Genomic DNA, 15,919 nt, shown 5'->3' with positions numbered 1-15,919 from the left:
CTGGCCGTCCCTCAGGCTGCCGGCCGCCTGGAGGAGGGCGATGGCCTCCGGGGTGAACCGCCGGCGCACCTCCTCGGGCGAGAGCCACCGGCAGCCCCATGGCCCGCAGCTTGTCGTTGACATCGGTGATCTGGTTGCCCGCCAGGACGCGCGGCAGCTTCAGCAGCGTCGTGCGGACCTTCTTGAGGGGCACCTCGCCCTCGCCGGTGCCCACGATGAAGTCGTGGACCGGGACGTCGGGCATGATCCGGGCCAGCTTCTTCTTCTCGGCCGCGAGCAGCGTCTTCACCCGGTTCGGGTTGCCCTCGGCGATCAGGACCACGCCCGCCTTGCCGACGGCCCGGTGGACGATGTCCTGGTTCCGGTTCATCGCGACGGCCGGGGTGGTCGTCCAGCCCCGTCCCACGTTGTCCAGTACGGCCGCGGCAGCGCCCGGCTGCCCCTCCATCTGCCCGAAGGCAGCCCGCTCCGCCCGTCGCCCGAAGACGATCGCCATCGCGAGGAACGCCACCAGGAAGCCCAGGATGCCCAGGTAGACCGGGTGGCCGATCAGGAAGCCGATCGCAAGAAAGACACCGAAGGTGACGATTCCCACGCCCGCGACGATCAGACCGACCTTCGGGTCGGCCTTGCGCGTCATCTTGTACGTCAGGGCGATCTGCTTCAGTCGCCCGGGGTTCGCAGCAGTCTCTGCGTTTGACTTCCTCGCCATAAGGCGAAGTTTACGTGGCCTGCGGGGTACGGGTCGCCGCGGCCTCGAGTACGTGCTCGGTTTCCACCCGGTCCTTGGCCCTGCGGCGGTCCTCCAGGACGGCCGTCCAGGCGTTGCGCCGGGCACCGCTCATGAGCAGCGATTCGATGCCGCGGAAGGCCTCGGTGAAGGACGGGATGGCGATGGCGCGGACGGGCGCGGCCTGCATGATGTCGGTCCCTACTCTCGGTACTCGCATCGGGGCGTGTGCGGTGCGTGGATCCAGCGTCACTGACTGGTGTTACCAGGGCATGACCGGTGGGTCAAACGTGATGAAAGATTGACGCGGCCCGCCGGGCTCCTCCATGAGAAGAGCCTAGGGGCCGCGTCATCGCGTATTACCCGTTGGTAAGTTTTTGTGCCCGACTTCACACGGAGTGTGACGAAGTGGATCAGGCGCCGGCGCGCTTCTCCATCGCCTGGCCGTAGAGGCGGCCGGCGCGGTAGGAGGACCGGACCAGCGGGCCGGACATCACGCCGGAGAAACCGATCTCCTCGGCCTCCTTCGCCAGCTCGACGAACTCGGCCGGCTTCACCCAGCGCTCCACGGGGTGGTGGCGCGGCGAGGGGCGCAGGTACTGGGTGATGGTGATGAGCTCGCAGCCGGCCTCGTGCAGCTCCTTGAGCGCCTCCGAGACCTCCTCGCGCTCCTCGCCCATGCCCAGGATCAGGTTGGACTTGGTGACGAGGCCGTAGGCGCGGGCCTGGCGGATGACGTCGAGGGAGCGCTCGTAGCGGAAGCCGGGGCGGATCCGCTTGAAGATCCGGGGGACGGTCTCGACGTTGTGCGCGAAGACCTCGGGGCGGGAGGCGAAGACCTCCTCCAGCAGCTCCGGGACCGCGTTGAAGTCGGGGGCCAGCAGCTCGACCTTGGTGTGGCCGCCCTCGCGGCCGGCGGTCTGCTGGTGGATCTGGCGCACCGTCTCCGCGTACAGCCAGGCGCCGCCGTCGGCCAGGTCGTCGCGGGCGACGCCGGTGATGGTGGCGTAGTTCAGGTCCATCGTGACCACGGACTCGCCGACGCGGCGGGGCTCGTCCCGGTCCAGCGCCTCGGGCTTGCCCGTGTCGATCTGGCAGAAGTCACAGCGCCGGGTGCACTGGTCGCCGCCGATGAGGAACGTGGCCTCGCGGTCTTCCCAGCACTCGTAGATGTTCGGACAGCCGGCTTCCTGGCACACGGTGTGCAGCCCCTCGCCCTTCACGAGGTTCTGCATCTTCGTGTACTCGGGACCCATCTTCGCCCGGGTCTTGATCCACTCGGGCTTGCGCTCGATGGGGGTCTGGGCGTTACGGACCTCGAGGCGCAGCATCTTGCGTCCGTCGGGTGCGACTGCGGACACGACCGGCTCCCTGTGACTTCGATTCTTCGGCGCCCACCAGGGTACGCCCGTAATTCGTACGCTCTTACGTCCGGCCAACCCGGGGGCGGCAGGACACATTCCCGCTGCCGTCAGCCGGCGGCGGGCTCCGTCTCCCGCTCGACCTCGCGCGGCTTCAGCTCGGCGTGCTCCAGCACGTCCTTCAGGTGCCTCTCGACCACCGGCAGCACCTCGGCGATGGTGACCTCGCGGCCCAGCTCGTACGAGAGCGAGGTCACACCGGCGTCCCGGATGCCGCAGGGGATGATCCGGTCGAACCAGGTGCTGTCCGGGTTCACGTTGAAGGAGAAGCCGTGCATCGTGACGCCCTTGGCGACGCGGATGCCGATCGCGGCGAGCTTGCGGTCCTCACGGCGCTGGCCGGCGTTGGACGGGGCGTACTCGGGACCGTTGAGGCGGGCGTCGAACTCGTCGTCGCCTATCCGGGGGTCGAAGTCCAGGGAGAGGCCGCCGATCCTCGGGCGCTCCTCCACCGGGTCGCCGAGGACCCAGACGCCGGAGCGGCCCTCGACCCGGGTGGTCTCGACGCCGAACTCGGCCGCGGTGCGGATGAGGGCCTCCTCCAGCCGGCGGACGTGGGCGACCACGTCGACCGGGCGGGGCAGCTTCATGATCGGGTAGCCGACGAGCTGGCCCGGGCCGTGCCAGGTGATCTTGCCGCCGCGGTCCACGTCGATGACGGGGGTGCCGTCGAGCGGGCGCTCGCTGGGGTCGGTGCGGCGTCCGGCGGTGTAGACCGGGTCGTGCTCCAGCAGCAGGCAGGTGTCGCCGGTCTCGTCGGCGAAGCGGGCCGCGTGGACGCGGCGCTGCTCCTCCCAGGCCTCGGTGTACTCGACGGATTCCGGCCCGAAGCCCAGATGGACAAACCGAAGCTCAGTCACCGCAGCGCCTCCTCGTTGAACCTGCTGTGTGCACGTATCCGCACCGGTCCAGGGTACGGCGGCCCGCGCGCGGCCCCTCAGCCCCCCGGGCGGGGGTCCTGCGCGGGGGCCGGCCCGGGCTCGGCAGCGGACCCGGCGCGGGGCTCGGTGGCGGGCTCGGCGCCGGGCTCCGTCCCGGGCTGGGCGGCCGGGAGGCGGCGGGGGCGGCGGCCGGCGGGCGGGCGGTCCGGGTCCTCGTCGGCGCCCGGGAGGCGGCGGTGGCCCTCGGAGTGGTCGTTGACCCAGCCGCACACCCCGCACGCGTAGCGCCCGTCCAGTCCCGCGATGTGGGTGCCGCACCGGCGGCACTGCCCCTCGGTGAGTTCGGGGGCGGGGAGGGGGGCGCCGGGCTGCGGGTTCGCGTGCGCGCCGGGCGGACGCGCCCCGTGTGATCGGCGGCTCATGGGGGCGCAGCTTACGCGGACGGAGTGGGACGGTCCGTAAAGAGCCCTACCCATTCTGCACACGATCGGATGAATGTGGGGCAGAGAGGGCGGCAGAGGCGGAGTTGGCCGCTACATTCACGCCGTTCAGAGGGCCGGGACTCCGGTCCGTCACGTACGGGAACCGTGGAGCCGATGACCGAACGACCTGCCCAGCGCGTCCCCAACCGGCAGCTCGCGGCGCTGATCGCGGAAGCCGGGTTCTCCAACGCCGGGCTCGCCCGCCGCGTCGACCAGCTGGGGCTGGAGCACGGGCTGGATCTGCGGTACGACAAGACCTCCGTGACCCGGTGGCTGCGCGGCCAGCAGCCCCGCGGCACGACGCCGGCGCTGATCGCGGAGGTCTTCACCCGGCGCCTCGGGCGGCGGCTGTCGGCCCAGGACCTGGGCCTGGACGCGTGCGCCCCCGTGTACGCGGGGCTGGAGTTCGCGGCCACCCCGGAGGAGGCCGTGGACATCGCGAGCGGGCTGTGGCGCAAGGACTCCGGTTCTCACGCCGAGCTGCGGAAGATCGCGTTCACCCCGGCCGGGCTGGTGGTGCCCAGCCGGGACTGGCTGATCGGGCGGGCCGACGAGCGGGTGGGGCGCGGCGCCGACCCCGCCGCGAACCGGGTCCCGTCCCAGGGCCGCACCACCGTGCCCCGGCAGCGGCAGATCGACCGGGGGCCCGGGCAGCGGGTCACGGGCGGTGACATCGCGGCGCTGCGGTCGGTGAGCGAGCTGTTCCGCACCCTGGACCACGCCTACGGCGGCGGGCACGCCCGCCAGGCGCTGGTGCGCTACCTGGAGCACGAGGCCGAGCCGATGCTGCGCGGCACCTACGGGGAGACCACCGGGCGGCGGCTGTTCTCGGCGGCCGCCGACCTGACCCGGCTCGCGGGCTGGACCTCGTACGACATCGCGGCGCACGGGCTGGCCCAGCGGTACTTCGTCCAGGCGCTGCGGCTGGCGCAGGCCGCCGGGGACCGGCCGTACGGGTCGTACGTGCTGGTGACGATGAGCCGCCAGGCGGTCTACCTCGGGCACGGCCGGGAGGCGGTGCAGCTGGCCCGGGTCGCCCAGCAGGGCGTGGGATCGGGTCCGCCGCCGGTCGTCCAGTCGCTGCTGCACGCGGCCGAGGCGCGGGGGCACGCGGTGCTGGGCGAGGTCCGGGCGGCGACGGCCTCGCTGGTGCGGGCCGAGCGGTCGCTGGGCGCGGCCCGGCCGGGGGACGACGTGCCGCACTGGGCGCGGGCGTTCGACGAGGCGCAGCTGGCGGACGAGTTCGGGCACTGCCACCGCGACCTCCAGCAGTACCGGGCCTCGGCGCAGCACGCGGAGCGCTCGCTCCAGCTGCGCTCGCCGGGGTTCGCGCGCTCGCGGCTGTTCTGCCGGGTGGTGCTGGCGACGGCCCGGCTGGGGCTGGGCGAGCTGGACCAGGCGTGCGCGCTGGGGGCGGAGGCGGCGCAGCAGGCGAGCGAGATGCGGTCGGTGCGGGCGGTGGAGTACGTACGGGACTTCGAGCGCCGCCTGGAGCCCTACCGCGACGCGTCGGCGGTCCGGACGTACCGGGACCGGGTGGCGGCGCTGTCCTGATCCCGGACGCGGCCCTCGCGGGGCCCCGGCCCGGCCCCTGTGCGGGGGCCGGGCCGGGGCGTTCGTGTCAGGCGGCTACCGGAAGGATCGGTTCCGGGTGGCTCTGGAGGGGGATGCCGAAGTCGCGGAGCAGGGCGGTGGCCGCGCGGCGGGCGGAGTGCAGGGCGCCCTGGACGGTGTTGGAGTCGCGGTGGTCGCCGCAGACGTAGAGCCCGGCCAGGACCCGTACGGGGCGCTGGCGGTCGTGCGGCGGGGGCATGGCCGGGACGGCCTCCGGGGTGTGGTGGACGGCCAGGAGCTCCCAGTCCCGGGTGGAGGTCTCGTAGAGCCGGGCCAGGCGGGCGGCGACCGTGCGGGCGGGCGGCGGGGGGCCGTGGACGGTGGTGGTGACCAGGCTGCGGCCGGCCGGGGCCCGGGTGGGGTCGACCGCGCTCATCACGGTGGTGTGGGCGACGGGCCACTGGGGGTCGGCGTCCAGCAGCAGCGAGCCGTCCCAGGGCAGGGGTTCGGGGGTCGCGTGGTGGATGACGGTGACCTCGTGGAAGGCGGGCACCCGCAGCCCCGGGAGCAGTTCGGCGGCGGCGCGGGCGCCGGTGGCGAGGAGGACGGAGCGACAGCCGAAGTCGCCGTGCTCCTCGGTGGTGACGAGGTTGGTCGCCACCGACCGCACCCGTATCCCGGTCCGTACGGTGCCGGGCGGCAGGCCGGCGGCGAGGAGGCCGGGCAGGGTCGCCGCGCCGCCCTCGGGCACGGCGAGGCGGCCCCGGGCGAAGGTGCGCAGGGCGAGGTCGGCGACGCGGCTGGAGGTGGTGAGGTCCGGGTCGCGCAGCAGGGCGGAGAGCAGGGGTCGCAGGATCCCGTTGACGGTGCGCGGCGGCAGGCTGCGGGAGCCGAGGGCGGCGTGGGCGGTGCGTTCGGGCCGGGCGAGGACGCGGTCCGGGGGCAGCGCGGCGAGCCGGGCGAGGGCCGCGCTGAGCCGGGCCTGGTCCAGGGAGCCGCTGGCCAGCGCGCGGGCGGGGGTCAGGGCCCCGGCCCGCTGCCGCTTGGCGTCGGCCCCGTGCACCAGGACCCCGGGCGCGAAGGGCCGCAGGACCAGTCCTTCGAGGCCCGGGGTGCGGGCGGGTTCGGTGTACGCGGTGTTGAGGAGCTGGCCGACCCGGTCGAGGCGGAAGCCCTCGGCCGATGCGGTGGCCATGCGGCCGCCGGGGTCGTCGGCGGTCTCCAGGACGCTGACGCTGACCCCGGCGGCGATCAGGTGGTGCGCTGCCGCGAGTCCTGAGACTCCGGCTCCTACGATGACGACGTCGCTGCTGAGCACGTGCCCCTCCCCGAGGTCGGCGCGGCGGCTGTGTGGGGATCCTTCTTCCCCCAACGGACTCCAGGAGAACCCGAGTCCGGCGCGGTATTGCGCACAACTCCGGTCGCACGGCGGTCGCATGCGGGTCACGAACGGTCGCACGTGGACGCCGGGTGCGCCGGACCAGCGCCTGGACCAACGCCCGTACCAGCGGTGTGCGGTTGGCGGACCAACGGCGTACGGGCGGCGTACGGGCGGCTAGGCCAGGGCGGCCCTGAGCGCCTCCTCGATACCGGGGTGGGCGAAGGTGAAGCCCGCCTCCAACAGCCGCGCCGGGCGCGCCCGCTGGCTGCCCAGCACGTCCTGGGAGAACTCCCCCAGCGCGACGCGCAGCACGGGCGCGGGGACGGCGAACAGCGTCGGCCGGTGCAGTACGCGGCCCATGGCGGCGGTGACCTCACGGTTGGTCAGCGGCTCGGGGGCGGTGAGGTTGAAGGGCCCGGACAGCCCGGGGGTCTCGATCAGGAAGCGGAGGGCGGCGACCTCGTCCCGCATCGAGATGAACGGCCAGTACTGGCGCCCGTCGCCGAGCCGGCCGCCGACGCCGGCCCGGAAGACGGGGAACAGCCGCCCCCAGGCCCCGCCCTCGGCGGAGACCACCAGCCCGGTGCGGGCGAACACGGTCCGGATCCCCGCCTCCCGCGCGGGGGCGGCGGCGGCCTCCCACTCGACGCAGACGGAGGGCAGGAACCCCTGCCCGGCGGGGGCGGACTCGTCGACGGCCCTGCTTCCGGTGTCCCCGTAGTAGCCGACGGCGGACCCGGACACGAGCACGGGCGGCGGGGCGTCCATCGCGGCGAGCGCCCGCGCGACGGCGGCGGTGCCGAGCACGCGGCTGTCGCGGATCTCCTTCTTGTAGGCGTCCGTCCACCGGTGGTCCCCGACCCCGGCCCCCGCGAGGTGCACGACGGCGTCGCACCCGCGCAGCCCGTCGGGGTCGACGAACCCGCTCCCGGGGTCCCAGCGGGCCTCGCCGGGGGCGGCGGGGGCGCGGCGGACGAAGCGGACGGTGTCGTGGCCGTCGGCGTGGAGGGAGCGGACGAGGGCCTTGCCGATGAGTCCGGAGGCTCCGGTGATGGCGATGCGCATGCCTGTAGTTTCCCTGGGGCTCCGCCCCGGACCCCGCGCCTCAAACGCCGGCGGGGCTGGAATTTCGCGCAGCGAAATCCAGTCCGCGCGGCGCTTGAGCGCAACGGGGTCCGGGGCTCGCCCCGGGAAACGGCGAAAGGGCGGGGCGGGGAGCAAACCCACCCGGCGGGGTCAGCCGCCGCCCAGCCAAGTGCCCACCGCGTAGGTGACCGTCATGGCCAGGGCCCCGCCCAGCACGTTCCGCAGGACCGCCCGCCCCACCCCCGCCCCGCCGAGCCGCGCGCTCACCACCCCGCACAGCGCCAGCGCCCCCAGCACCGCGCCCACCGTCACCGGGACCCGCGCGGACGCCCCCGGCAGGACGATCGCCAGCAGCGGCAGCAGCGCCCCGGCCGTGAAGGCGACCAGGCTGGCGAGCGCCGCGTGCCACGGGTTCGCCAGGTCGTCGGGCTCGATCCCCAGCTCCACCCGCGCGTGCGCCCGCAGCGCGTCCCGTTCCGTCAGCTGCTCCGCCGCCTCCCGGGCCACCTCCGGGGTCAGCCCCCGCGCGGCCAGCAGCTCCGTCAGCTCGGCCAGCTCCGCCTCGGGCTCCGCCGCCAGCTCGCGCCGCTCCAGGTCGAGCGCCGCCCGCTCCGAGTCCCGCTGCGAGCTCACCGAGACGTACTCCCCCACCGCCATCGACAGCGAGCCGGCCAGCAGTCCGGCCACCCCGGCCGTGAGGATCTCCGTCCGCGAGGTGGTGGCGCCGGCCACGCCCACCACCAGGCCGGCCGTGGAGATGATCCCGTCGTTGGCGCCGAGGACCCCGGCCCGCAGCCAGTTCAGCCGGGTGCTGATGGCCGCGCTCTGCGTCTGCGTCACGCCACCACTGTCGCGGCCCCCGCCCGTCCCGGCCAGCCCGCCGGGGCCACCCGGCGTGCGCGGCCCCGTACCCCGTACCAGGGTGGAGGGGTGAGAGCTGGGGCGAGACGGAGGGCGAGGGACGGACGGGACGAGCCCGGCTGGCTGCACGGGGCGCCGCCGCCCCGCTGGGCCCGGATCGCGCCGCCGGTGGCGCTGGTCGCGCTGTGCGCCGCCCAGTGGACCACAGCCACCGCCGAGCTCGGCTACTTCCTGGCGGCCCTGCCCGCCGTGGCCGCCTTCTCGTACGGGGCCGTCGGCTCCGCCTTCTTCGCCGTCCTGGTGCTGGTCCTCCTCGGCGTCCCCCAGCTCGGGGTCGGGCACGCGCGCGGCGCCGACCTGGCCACCGTGGCGACGGTCGGCCTGCTCAGCGTGGTCATCGCCTGGGTGCGGCGGCGCCGGGACGCCCAGCTGGTCAGCGTGCGGACCGTCGCCGAAGCGGCCCAGCTGGCGGTGCTGCCGCCGGTCCCGGCGCGGGTGGGCGGGGTGAACTGCTCCGGGCTGTACCGGGCGGCCCAGCGGGGCACGCTGGTCGGCGGCGACCTGTACGACGTGCGGGCCGGGCCGTACGGGGTGCGGGCGGTGGTGGGGGACGTCCAGGGGCACGGGCTGGCCGCCGTCGGCACGGTGGCCTCCCTGCTGGGCGCCTTCCGGGAGGCGGTGCTGGACGATCCGGGGCTGGCGGCGGTCGCGGTCCGGCTGGACCGGCGGCTGACGGCCGACGCGGCGGCGGACTCGGTGGCGCACCCGGAGCTGTTCGCGACGGCGGTGCTGCTGGAGTTCCCGCCCGGACTGGACCTCGTGCGGATCGTGTCGTGCGGGCATCCGCCGGTGCTGCTGCTGCGGGGCCACGGGGTCACGGAGGTGGCCGCGGAGCCGGGCCCGCCGCTGGGGCTGGGCCTGTCCGGGCCGGCCCTCCCCGAGGTCGCGGAGCTGCCGCTGCTGCCGGGCGACCGGCTGCTGGCGCACACCGACGGGGTGACGGAGGCGCGTGACGCGGCGGGCTGCTTCTACCCCCTGGCCACCCGGGTCCCGGCCCTGGCGCGCGACCCTGCGGGGCTGGCGGCGGCGCTGTGGCAGGACCTCGCGGCCTTCAGCGGGGGCGGGCCGCGCGACGACGTGGCGCTGCTGGTGCTGTCGCCCGATCAGCGGCTGTCCGGTGGGCCGGGGCCACCACTAGGTTCAGGGGCCACGCACTGAGCGTTCTCGTCCCGACATCCAGGGAGCCGACATGGCCATGCCGATGTTGCTGATCCGAGGAACCTTCCGGGCGAAGGGCTTCGAGCCGGACGGTGACACCGTCAACTTCACCCCCGACGACGTGGCCGACTGGAAACTCGTCCCCGGCGCCAGACCGGTCGTGCCGCGGGCGTTCGGCAACGCCGCGATCCGGCTGGAGGGCATCGACGCGCTGGAGACCCACTACGGGCTGGACGACTCGCCCTCGGGCGTGCAGCACCAGCCCCTGGCCCTGGCGCACCAGGCCGCGGACGCGCTCCTGACGGCGCTCGGCTTCACCGCCGTCGTCCGGGACGACCCCGAGCGGCCCGAGAAGGTCACCAGCACCACCCCGGAGGTGGTGCACGGCTACATCCTCACCCGCGGGGCCGACGTCTTCGGCCGGTGCGTCGCCCTCGTCGGCAAGGACTCCCAGCCGGCCTTCAACGGCTCCTTGCTCCAGGTCGACGAGCGGGCGCTGAAGAACACGGCCAACTACCAGCTGGTCAAGGCCGGCCTGGTCTACCCGACCTACTACAGCGAGTTCCCCGAGCTCCTGCGCGCCTCCCTCACCGCGGCGGCGGCGGCCGCGGCGGCGGCCCCGGAGCCGGGCAAGAGCGTATGGGAGAAGGACACGACCACCACCGGGACGAAGGTCACCGGACTGCGGTCCCTCACGGCCGACGACGGGGCGGTGATCCTCCCGAAGCTCTTCCGCCGCCTGAAGGACTACCTGGACCTGAACCCGTCGGACCCCTCCCTGTCCTGCTTCCGCGCCTACCTGGCCGGGGCCTCGGACGACCAGTTCTACCTCCAGGGCAAGCCGGAGGTGTTCAGCGGCATGCACCACGTCGTCGAGGTCACCGGCGACACCGTGCGGATGACGCACGGTCCGGAGGAGATCGTCTTCGTGGAGAAGTGAGCGGACGGGCCGGCCGGCGCACCGGCCGGCCCGCCGCCGTCTCAGCCGGCGTTCGCGATGATGAAGGCGCGGACCAGCCGGCAGGTGTGGTTCGACGGCCGGTGGATCCCCACCCGGACGGCCATCGTCCGTATCTTGCGGTTGGTGGCGCGCTTGGCGTCGTACGTCCCCGTGTCGAGCAGGGAGATCGCCAGTCGCATGGCCTTCAGACGGCGGTTGTGGTTCTCGTACCACTCGCGGGGCAGCCCCGCCGGCAGCGGCTTCTTCTTGGGCATCACAATGATCGCGGCAGCGGCCATCTACAGCCTCCCAAACGGTAGTTGGCTTCCTGTCGTGCTCCCTCGATTTTACCGGGGGGCACTGACAAAAGCCCTGGCCGGACGGGACCCGACTAGGCTTCCGGGCATGGAGATCTGGATCAATCCCGCCTGTTCGAAGTGCCGCGGCGCGCTGACCCTGCTGGACGCGGAGGGCGCCGAGTACACCGTCCGCCGCTACCTGGAGGACGTGCCGTCCGAGGCCGAGATCCGCGAGGTGCTGGGCCGTCTCGGCCTGGAGCCGTGGGACATCACGCGCACCTCGGACCCCCTGGCGAAGGAGACCGGCGTACGGGACCTCCCGCGCGAGGCGACGCAGGAGGCCCGCGCCCGCTGGATCGGCCTCCTGGCCGCCCACCCGAAGCTGATCCAGCGCCCGATCATCACCGCCGAGGACGGCACGGCGATCGTGGCCCGCTCGGAGGAAGCGGTCCGCGAGGCCCTCTCCCGCAAGGCGTAGGCGCCGGTCAGGGGGCGAGGAGGCGGGCGACCTCGGCGGCCGCCGTCAGGGGCAGCGCGTGGTGCGAGGTCCCGCGCAGCAGCCGGACCCGCGCCCCCGGCAGCGTGCGCGTGGCGGCGGCCAGCGCCCGGAGGGGGTCGTGGCAGCGGGCGCGCTCGGCGAAGAGGACGTCGATCCCGAAGGGGGCGAGCCCCGTCAGGTCCGGGCGGGGCCCGGTGACCGGCCGGGCGGTGGGGAAGGCGGCCGTCTCCTCCTGGAGGCGCAGCCAGGCCGGGTCGAGCGGGACCCCGCCCGTCTCCCAGGCGAGGAAGGAGCGGATCCGGCCCGAGGTGGGGCGCGCCAGCATGGGCAGCGCCCGCAGGACGTAGCGGGGGCTCAGCCCGGCGAAGACCTGGGTGGGGTCGAGCAGCACGAGGCGGTCGAGCCGTGGGCGCGGGGCGTACCAGCCCGCGCGGCGGGCGGCGTAGTGGGCGGCGATCCAGGCCCCGTAGGAGTGGCCGGCGAGGGTGATCCGCCCCTCGGGGACGAGCCCGTCCAGGACCGCGTCCAGCCATCCGGCCAGGTCCTCGGGCGTCCGTATCCCGCGGCCGGCCTCCGGGACGCTCAGCCCCGGCTCCCCCATCAGGTCCACGGCGTACACCCGCCGCTCCCGGGCGAGCCCGGCGGCGACGCAGGCGCCCCAGACGGTGGAGGTGGCCCCGCCGCCGGGGAGCAGGACCAGCGGGGGCGCCCCGGCGGGACCGCAGCGGTTGACGCGGGTGACCCCGTAGGGGGTGGGGACCTCGACGGCCTCGACGGGTACGGGCCACCGGGCGAGGGCCTCGTCGTAGGCGGCTCGGAAGGACGCCGGTACCGCTTTCGCCACTGCACTGCCCCGATCTCTCGCTGGGCGATAATCTCGCTTAGCGAGAGATCCTAGGCCGGAGGCGACGTGGACGACAACCATCTGGAACTGGTGCACCTGCTGCGGGCGGTGGCCGTCGAATTCGGCCTGCGGCAGGCGGAGTTCGCCACCGCCAACGGCATGCACCCCACGGACGTACGCGCCCTGGTCTGCCTGCTGGACGCCGCCCGGGCCGCCGAACCGGCCACGGCCGGCCTCCTGGGCGCCCGCCTGGGCCTCAACTCGGCGGGCACGACGGCGGTGATCGACCGCCTGGAGCGCCTGGGCCACGTGGCCCGCACCCGCGACCCCCACGACCGCCGCCGCGTCCTGCTGTCCGTCACCCCGGAGGCGGTCCGCCTGGGCCGGTCCTTCTTCGGCCCGGCGATCGAGACGCTGGCGGGGGTCTCGGCCTCGCTCACCCCGGCGGAACGGGAGGCGGTGCGCCGGTTCCTGACCACGGCACGGACGGCGTTCGGCGGGGCCTGAGCGGCTCACACCGGGCACTCGGCCCACACCGTCTTGCCGACCACCCGGTCGGCCACCCCCCACGCCCCGGCGACCGCCCCGACCAGCCGCAGCCCGTACCCGCCCTCCCGGAGGCGGGGCCGCCGGTCCCGCCGCCCGTCGGACACCTCGACCCGCACGAGTCCGTCGAGCCGGGTCACCCGCAGCTCGAAGTCCCGCCCGGGGACGCGTCCGTGCGTGACCGCGTTGGCGGTGAGCTCGGCGATGACGATCCCGACACCGTCGGAGGCGGCGCCGCCGTGGGGAGATCCCCAGGCGTGCAGCTGCACGAGCGCAAGATGCCGGGCGAGGCGCGCGCCGCGAGGGGTGGCGCTGAACCGCTGCACGAAGACGTAGCCGCGCAGGGCGGCGTCGAGGCCGGTGACGAGATCGGCCCAGGCGCCGTCCAGCTGGGGGAGGACGGCAGCGAGCCATTCGGTGTCGGCCGTCTCGCCCCCTGGCCGCACTGGTTCACACATGACACTCCACCATTCGTTCGAGTGGGCAATCGCCCTGAGTGAGGCCAGGGTTACGGACGGGGAGATACGATCGGAAGCACTTGGGCGACCGACCTCGACTGCGGTCAGAGCGGCATATTCCAGCATTCTGACCTGCACAGATACCGTCGGCTCGGCCCTGACCAACCGCTTGGGAACGTGGGAAGGGGACGTCCGTGGAGTCGGACCCGCGCCGCCGGTTCGCGGAGGAACTCCAAGGCGCCAGGGAGCTGCACCCCGGTCGTCGCCTGACCCAGACGGACGTCGCGCTCCTGACACGCACGTCGAAGAGCACGATCAGCCGCGTCGAATCGGGCAAGGGGCCGATCCCGCCGGAACTGCCGGCGATTCTGGACCAGGCACTCGGCACCGACGGCCTCTTCAAGCGGCTGTACGGAGAGATGACCGCCTACAGCTTTCCCACGACCATGCGGCGCCGTATCGAACTGGAGCAAAAGGCCGTCGCCGTCTGGGAATGGTCCCAGAGCCTCGTACCGGGGCTGTTCCAGACGCCCGACTACGCCCGTGCGATCCTACGCGCGGGCGACACCCGCGCCAGCGACGCCGAAGTGACGGCCGCCGTACACGCGCGACTCGCGCGCCAGGAAATCTTCCGACGGCCGGTCCCCCCGGAGGCACGCGTCGTGCTGTGCGAGTCGGTGATCCACCGCACCCTGGGGCAGAGGAAAGTCATGCGCGACCAACTCGCCGCGCTCCTGTCCCACATGGAGCGCCCCACGACGCGGATCCGCATACTCGGCCTCGACGCGGAACCACACCTCCTGATGATGGGTGAGGCGAGTTTCATCATCAGCCCCAACCGCGCGGTCGCTACCTGTATCGATACCTACCGGGCTACGGAAATCGTCGAGGACGCCAGGTACGCCCGGAGAGCACAGCGCACCTTCGAGGACCTCGTGGGCGAGGCCCACTCCGAGGCACGCAGCATGGAGCTCATCCGGGCTCAGATGGAGACATTGGCGTGAGGACGCACTCACCCCCGGACCGTTCCTCGGCGGGGGACCGTGCCGTTGATCCGGACGGCGTGGGGTGCGTGAGGGCTTCCGTATACGTGCGGACGACCCTATGGGCCCGGGCCCGGCGGATCTTCATCTCCTCCCCACCCCTCGCCTCGTAGGGTGGAGCGGAACCAAAGGGATGAACCGTAGCAAACCGCACCCCAGTACGAGGATCCGCCGTGACCGACCAGCTCCCGCAGCAGCCCGCCCCCGCAGGCCACCCCCTGCCGCCGCCGCGACGGGGGGCCGACTGGATGTTCGGCGGGGTGTACGGGACCGTGCTGGCGAGCGGGCTGCTGGCCGCGCTCGACCAGAAGGGCGGGGAGTACACCCCCTTCTACGACGCCAGCTGGGTCCTCGTCACCGCCGCCACCGCCGGCCTCGCGCACGGGTACTCGCACCACATGAGCAGCCACCAGGCCGGCTCGGCCGCGCACCGGTGGCGGCTGCTCGTGCGGGCGCTGTGGAACGAGTGGCCGATGATCGCGGCCACCCTGCCCACGGTGCTGCTGCTCTTCGTCGCCGGCGTCGCGCACTGGGAGTCGTACGGGGTGACGGCCGTCGGGCTCGGGCTGAACACCGCGCTGCTCTTCGCCTGGGGGGCCTTCGTGGCGATCCGGGTCGGCTACCGGCTGGGCTCGGCGCTGCTGATCGGCCTGGCCGACGCCACGATCGGCCTGGCCATCATCGTCGCCAACGCCCTGATCAAATAGCCCGCCCCAGCTGGGCCTCCGCCTCCGCCAGGATCTCCGTCAGCCGGGCGCCGAACTCCGCCCCGCGCGGGTCGGGGACCCCCGTGCGGGCGGCGGTGAGGACGGCGTCCAGGGCGCGCCCGTAGGCGCCGGGCACGTCGCTCCAGTCGGGCAGGCGGAACACGCCCTCGGCCCCGCGCAGCTCCAGCCCGACCCCGGCCGCCGCGCGCGGCGCGCTCAGGCTGAGGACGGCCGTGCTGGCCGCGCCCGAGGCGTGCCGCAGGGCGAGCTGGACCAGGTCGGACGGGCCGCGGGCGGCGGTGACGGCGGTGACCTCGCCGAGCACCGGGATCAGGACGGACAGGGCGTGCGGGCCGACGTCCCACAGCCCGCCCTTGGCCTTGCGCCAGGGCGAGTCGGCGTACGCGCTGGGCTCGCCGTCGGGCGGGTAGACCGCGCCGAGCCAGCGGGCGGAGGCGGTGAACCAGCCGCTGCGCCCGGCCTGTTCGAGGACCCACCCGGCGGTGGGTTCGGCGAAGCGGAGGGTCAGGAAGACGACGGAGGCGACGCCGTGCGCGGCGGCGGCGTCGGCGACGGCCCGGGCGTCGCCGACGGTGGTGGCGAGGGGCTTGTCGAGGAGCAGGTGGCAGCCGGCGGCGGCCGCGCGGACGGCGAGGGGGGCCTGGACGTCCGGCGGGAGGGCGAAGGCGACCACGTCGCAGTCGGCGAACAGCGCGTCGGGGTCTTCGTACACCTTCACCCCGAAGGCGGCCGCCAGCTCGGCCGCCGCTTCGGGCCTGCGGCCCCAGACTCCGGTGAATTCGGAGCCGGCGTGGGCGGCGAGGGCGGGGGCGTGGGTGCGGCGGGCCCAGGGGCCGGTTCCCAGCAGGCCGACACGGGGGCGGGGGTGGCCGGGGGTCCGCTCGGGGTCCCCGCCGGAGGAGTTCAAATCATACGAAATGCTCACCCGCTCAGTCTGCCCCACTCGGA

Annotated in this window: 19 protein-coding genes; 7 read left to right on the top strand and 12 right to left on the bottom strand. The window is 74.2% G+C overall.

What is annotated here, in order from left to right:
- The 5 genes from AB0O29_RS05535 to AB0O29_RS05515 all read right to left on the bottom strand — a co-directional run.
- A partial coding sequence (locus AB0O29_RS05535) for a DUF4191 domain-containing protein (protein WP_365146503.1) occupies window positions 1-712 on the bottom strand: 712 nt, incomplete at its 3' end.
- 10 nt (window positions 713-722) lie between these two features.
- On the bottom strand, window positions 723-920 hold the full coding sequence (locus tag AB0O29_RS05530; protein ID WP_030233071.1) for a hypothetical protein: 198 nt from the start codon (window positions 918-920) through the stop codon (window positions 723-725).
- Between the two features lie 223 nt (window positions 921-1,143).
- The gene (gene lipA / locus AB0O29_RS05525; RefSeq protein ID WP_344153645.1) at window positions 1,144-2,091 is read right to left on the bottom strand and encodes a lipoyl synthase; all 948 of its coding nucleotides are present in this window, start codon (window positions 2,089-2,091) and stop codon (window positions 1,144-1,146) included.
- 110 nt (window positions 2,092-2,201) lie between these two features.
- Entirely contained in the window at window positions 2,202-3,011 is an 810-nt protein-coding gene (lipB, locus tag AB0O29_RS05520) for a lipoyl(octanoyl) transferase LipB (RefSeq protein WP_365146498.1), read from the bottom strand.
- Between the two features lie 77 nt (window positions 3,012-3,088).
- Window positions 3,089-3,454: a hypothetical protein gene (locus tag AB0O29_RS05515; protein WP_365146495.1), complete on the bottom strand. Its 366-nt coding sequence runs from the start codon at window positions 3,452-3,454 to the stop codon at window positions 3,089-3,091.
- Window positions 3,455-3,628: 174 nt separating this feature from the next.
- Here AB0O29_RS05515 and AB0O29_RS05510 point away from each other — a divergent pair, with 174 nt between their 5' ends.
- Window positions 3,629-5,068, top strand: a complete 1,440-nt coding sequence (locus tag AB0O29_RS05510) for a regulator (protein WP_365146492.1) — start codon at window positions 3,629-3,631, stop codon at window positions 5,066-5,068.
- A gap of 67 nt (window positions 5,069-5,135) precedes the next feature.
- Here AB0O29_RS05510 and AB0O29_RS05505 read toward each other — a convergent pair whose 3' ends face one another.
- The 3 genes from AB0O29_RS05505 to AB0O29_RS05495 form a co-directional block, all read right to left on the bottom strand.
- Window positions 5,136-6,386, bottom strand: coding sequence for an FAD-dependent oxidoreductase (locus tag AB0O29_RS05505; RefSeq protein ID WP_365146490.1), 1,251 nt, complete (start codon window positions 6,384-6,386; stop codon window positions 5,136-5,138).
- A 237-nt stretch (window positions 6,387-6,623) separates the two neighbouring features.
- Window positions 6,624-7,514, bottom strand: a complete 891-nt coding sequence (locus AB0O29_RS05500; protein ID WP_365146487.1) for a TIGR01777 family oxidoreductase — start codon at window positions 7,512-7,514, stop codon at window positions 6,624-6,626.
- Between the two features lie 171 nt (window positions 7,515-7,685).
- Window positions 7,686-8,375 (bottom strand): VIT family protein, encoded by a 690-nt coding sequence (locus tag AB0O29_RS05495; protein ID WP_365146484.1) that lies wholly within the window; start codon window positions 8,373-8,375, stop codon window positions 7,686-7,688.
- 90 nt (window positions 8,376-8,465) lie between these two features.
- Here AB0O29_RS05495 and AB0O29_RS05490 point away from each other — a divergent pair, with 90 nt between their 5' ends.
- Both AB0O29_RS05490 and AB0O29_RS05485 read left to right on the top strand, forming a co-directional pair.
- A complete protein-coding gene (locus tag AB0O29_RS05490; protein ID WP_365146481.1) occupies window positions 8,466-9,614 on the top strand; it encodes a PP2C family protein-serine/threonine phosphatase in 1,149 nt (382 codons plus the stop codon).
- Window positions 9,615-9,651: 37 nt separating this feature from the next.
- Window positions 9,652-10,554, top strand: coding sequence for a nuclease (locus AB0O29_RS05485; protein ID WP_365146478.1), 903 nt, complete (start codon window positions 9,652-9,654; stop codon window positions 10,552-10,554).
- 41 nt (window positions 10,555-10,595) lie between these two features.
- Here the strand turns inward: AB0O29_RS05485 and AB0O29_RS05480 are convergent, their stop codons facing one another.
- Entirely contained in the window at window positions 10,596-10,853 is a 258-nt protein-coding gene (locus AB0O29_RS05480; protein WP_365146475.1) for a hypothetical protein, read from the bottom strand.
- A 106-nt stretch (window positions 10,854-10,959) separates the two neighbouring features.
- On the opposite strand from AB0O29_RS05480, the gene AB0O29_RS05475 reads away from it, so the two are divergent.
- Window positions 10,960-11,331, top strand: coding sequence for an ArsC/Spx/MgsR family protein (locus tag AB0O29_RS05475; protein ID WP_365146472.1), 372 nt, complete (start codon window positions 10,960-10,962; stop codon window positions 11,329-11,331).
- A 7-nt stretch (window positions 11,332-11,338) separates the two neighbouring features.
- On the opposite strand, the gene AB0O29_RS05470 is transcribed toward AB0O29_RS05475, so the two are convergent.
- Window positions 11,339-12,196: an alpha/beta fold hydrolase gene (locus AB0O29_RS05470; RefSeq protein WP_365146469.1), complete on the bottom strand. Its 858-nt coding sequence runs from the start codon at window positions 12,194-12,196 to the stop codon at window positions 11,339-11,341.
- A gap of 66 nt (window positions 12,197-12,262) precedes the next feature.
- Here AB0O29_RS05470 and AB0O29_RS05465 point away from each other — a divergent pair, with 66 nt between their 5' ends.
- Entirely contained in the window at window positions 12,263-12,703 is a 441-nt protein-coding gene (locus AB0O29_RS05465; protein ID WP_365146466.1) for a MarR family transcriptional regulator, read from the top strand.
- Window positions 12,704-12,708: 5 nt separating this feature from the next.
- Here AB0O29_RS05465 and AB0O29_RS05460 read toward each other — a convergent pair whose 3' ends face one another.
- On the bottom strand, window positions 12,709-13,086 hold the full coding sequence (locus AB0O29_RS05460; protein ID WP_365146521.1) for an ATP-binding protein: 378 nt from the start codon (window positions 13,084-13,086) through the stop codon (window positions 12,709-12,711).
- A gap of 308 nt (window positions 13,087-13,394) precedes the next feature.
- Between AB0O29_RS05460 and AB0O29_RS05455 the strand changes: the two genes are divergently transcribed.
- Entirely contained in the window at window positions 13,395-14,204 is an 810-nt protein-coding gene (locus AB0O29_RS05455) for a helix-turn-helix transcriptional regulator (RefSeq protein WP_365146463.1), read from the top strand.
- A 212-nt stretch (window positions 14,205-14,416) separates the two neighbouring features.
- Window positions 14,417-14,950, top strand: coding sequence for a hypothetical protein (locus tag AB0O29_RS05450; RefSeq protein WP_365146460.1), 534 nt, complete (start codon window positions 14,417-14,419; stop codon window positions 14,948-14,950).
- On the opposite strand, the gene AB0O29_RS05445 is transcribed toward AB0O29_RS05450, so the two are convergent.
- Window positions 14,943-15,878, bottom strand: coding sequence for a Gfo/Idh/MocA family oxidoreductase (locus AB0O29_RS05445; protein WP_365146518.1), 936 nt, complete (start codon window positions 15,876-15,878; stop codon window positions 14,943-14,945). The two genes, AB0O29_RS05450 and AB0O29_RS05445, sit on opposite strands and share 8 nt — an antisense overlap.
- Between the last annotated feature and the right edge of the window lie 41 nt (window positions 15,879-15,919).

This window comes from Streptomyces sp. NPDC089915 (assembly GCF_040684675.1).
Taxonomy (GTDB): Bacteria; Actinomycetota; Actinomycetes; order Streptomycetales; family Streptomycetaceae; genus Streptomyces.
Note: the sequence above shows the minus strand (reverse complement) of the source record. Positions and strands in the feature narration are given on the sequence as shown.

Coding starts and splice junctions, on each gene's coding strand:
- AB0O29_RS05530 (WP_030233071.1), bottom strand. CDS start 920: ATGCAGGCCGCGCCCGTCCGCGCCATCGCCATCCCGTCCTTCACCGAG.
- AB0O29_RS05515 (WP_365146495.1), bottom strand. CDS start 3,454: ATGAGCCGCCGATCACACGGGGCGCGTCCGCCCGGCGCGCACGCGAAC.
- AB0O29_RS05510 (WP_365146492.1), top strand. CDS start 3,629: ATGACCGAACGACCTGCCCAGCGCGTCCCCAACCGGCAGCTCGCGGCG.
- AB0O29_RS05500 (WP_365146487.1), bottom strand. CDS start 7,514: ATGCGCATCGCCATCACCGGAGCCTCCGGACTCATCGGCAAGGCCCTC.
- AB0O29_RS05485 (WP_365146478.1), top strand. CDS start 9,652: ATGCCGATGTTGCTGATCCGAGGAACCTTCCGGGCGAAGGGCTTCGAG.
- AB0O29_RS05480 (WP_365146475.1), bottom strand. CDS start 10,853: ATGGCCGCTGCCGCGATCATTGTGATGCCCAAGAAGAAGCCGCTGCCG.
- AB0O29_RS05475 (WP_365146472.1), top strand. CDS start 10,960: ATGGAGATCTGGATCAATCCCGCCTGTTCGAAGTGCCGCGGCGCGCTG.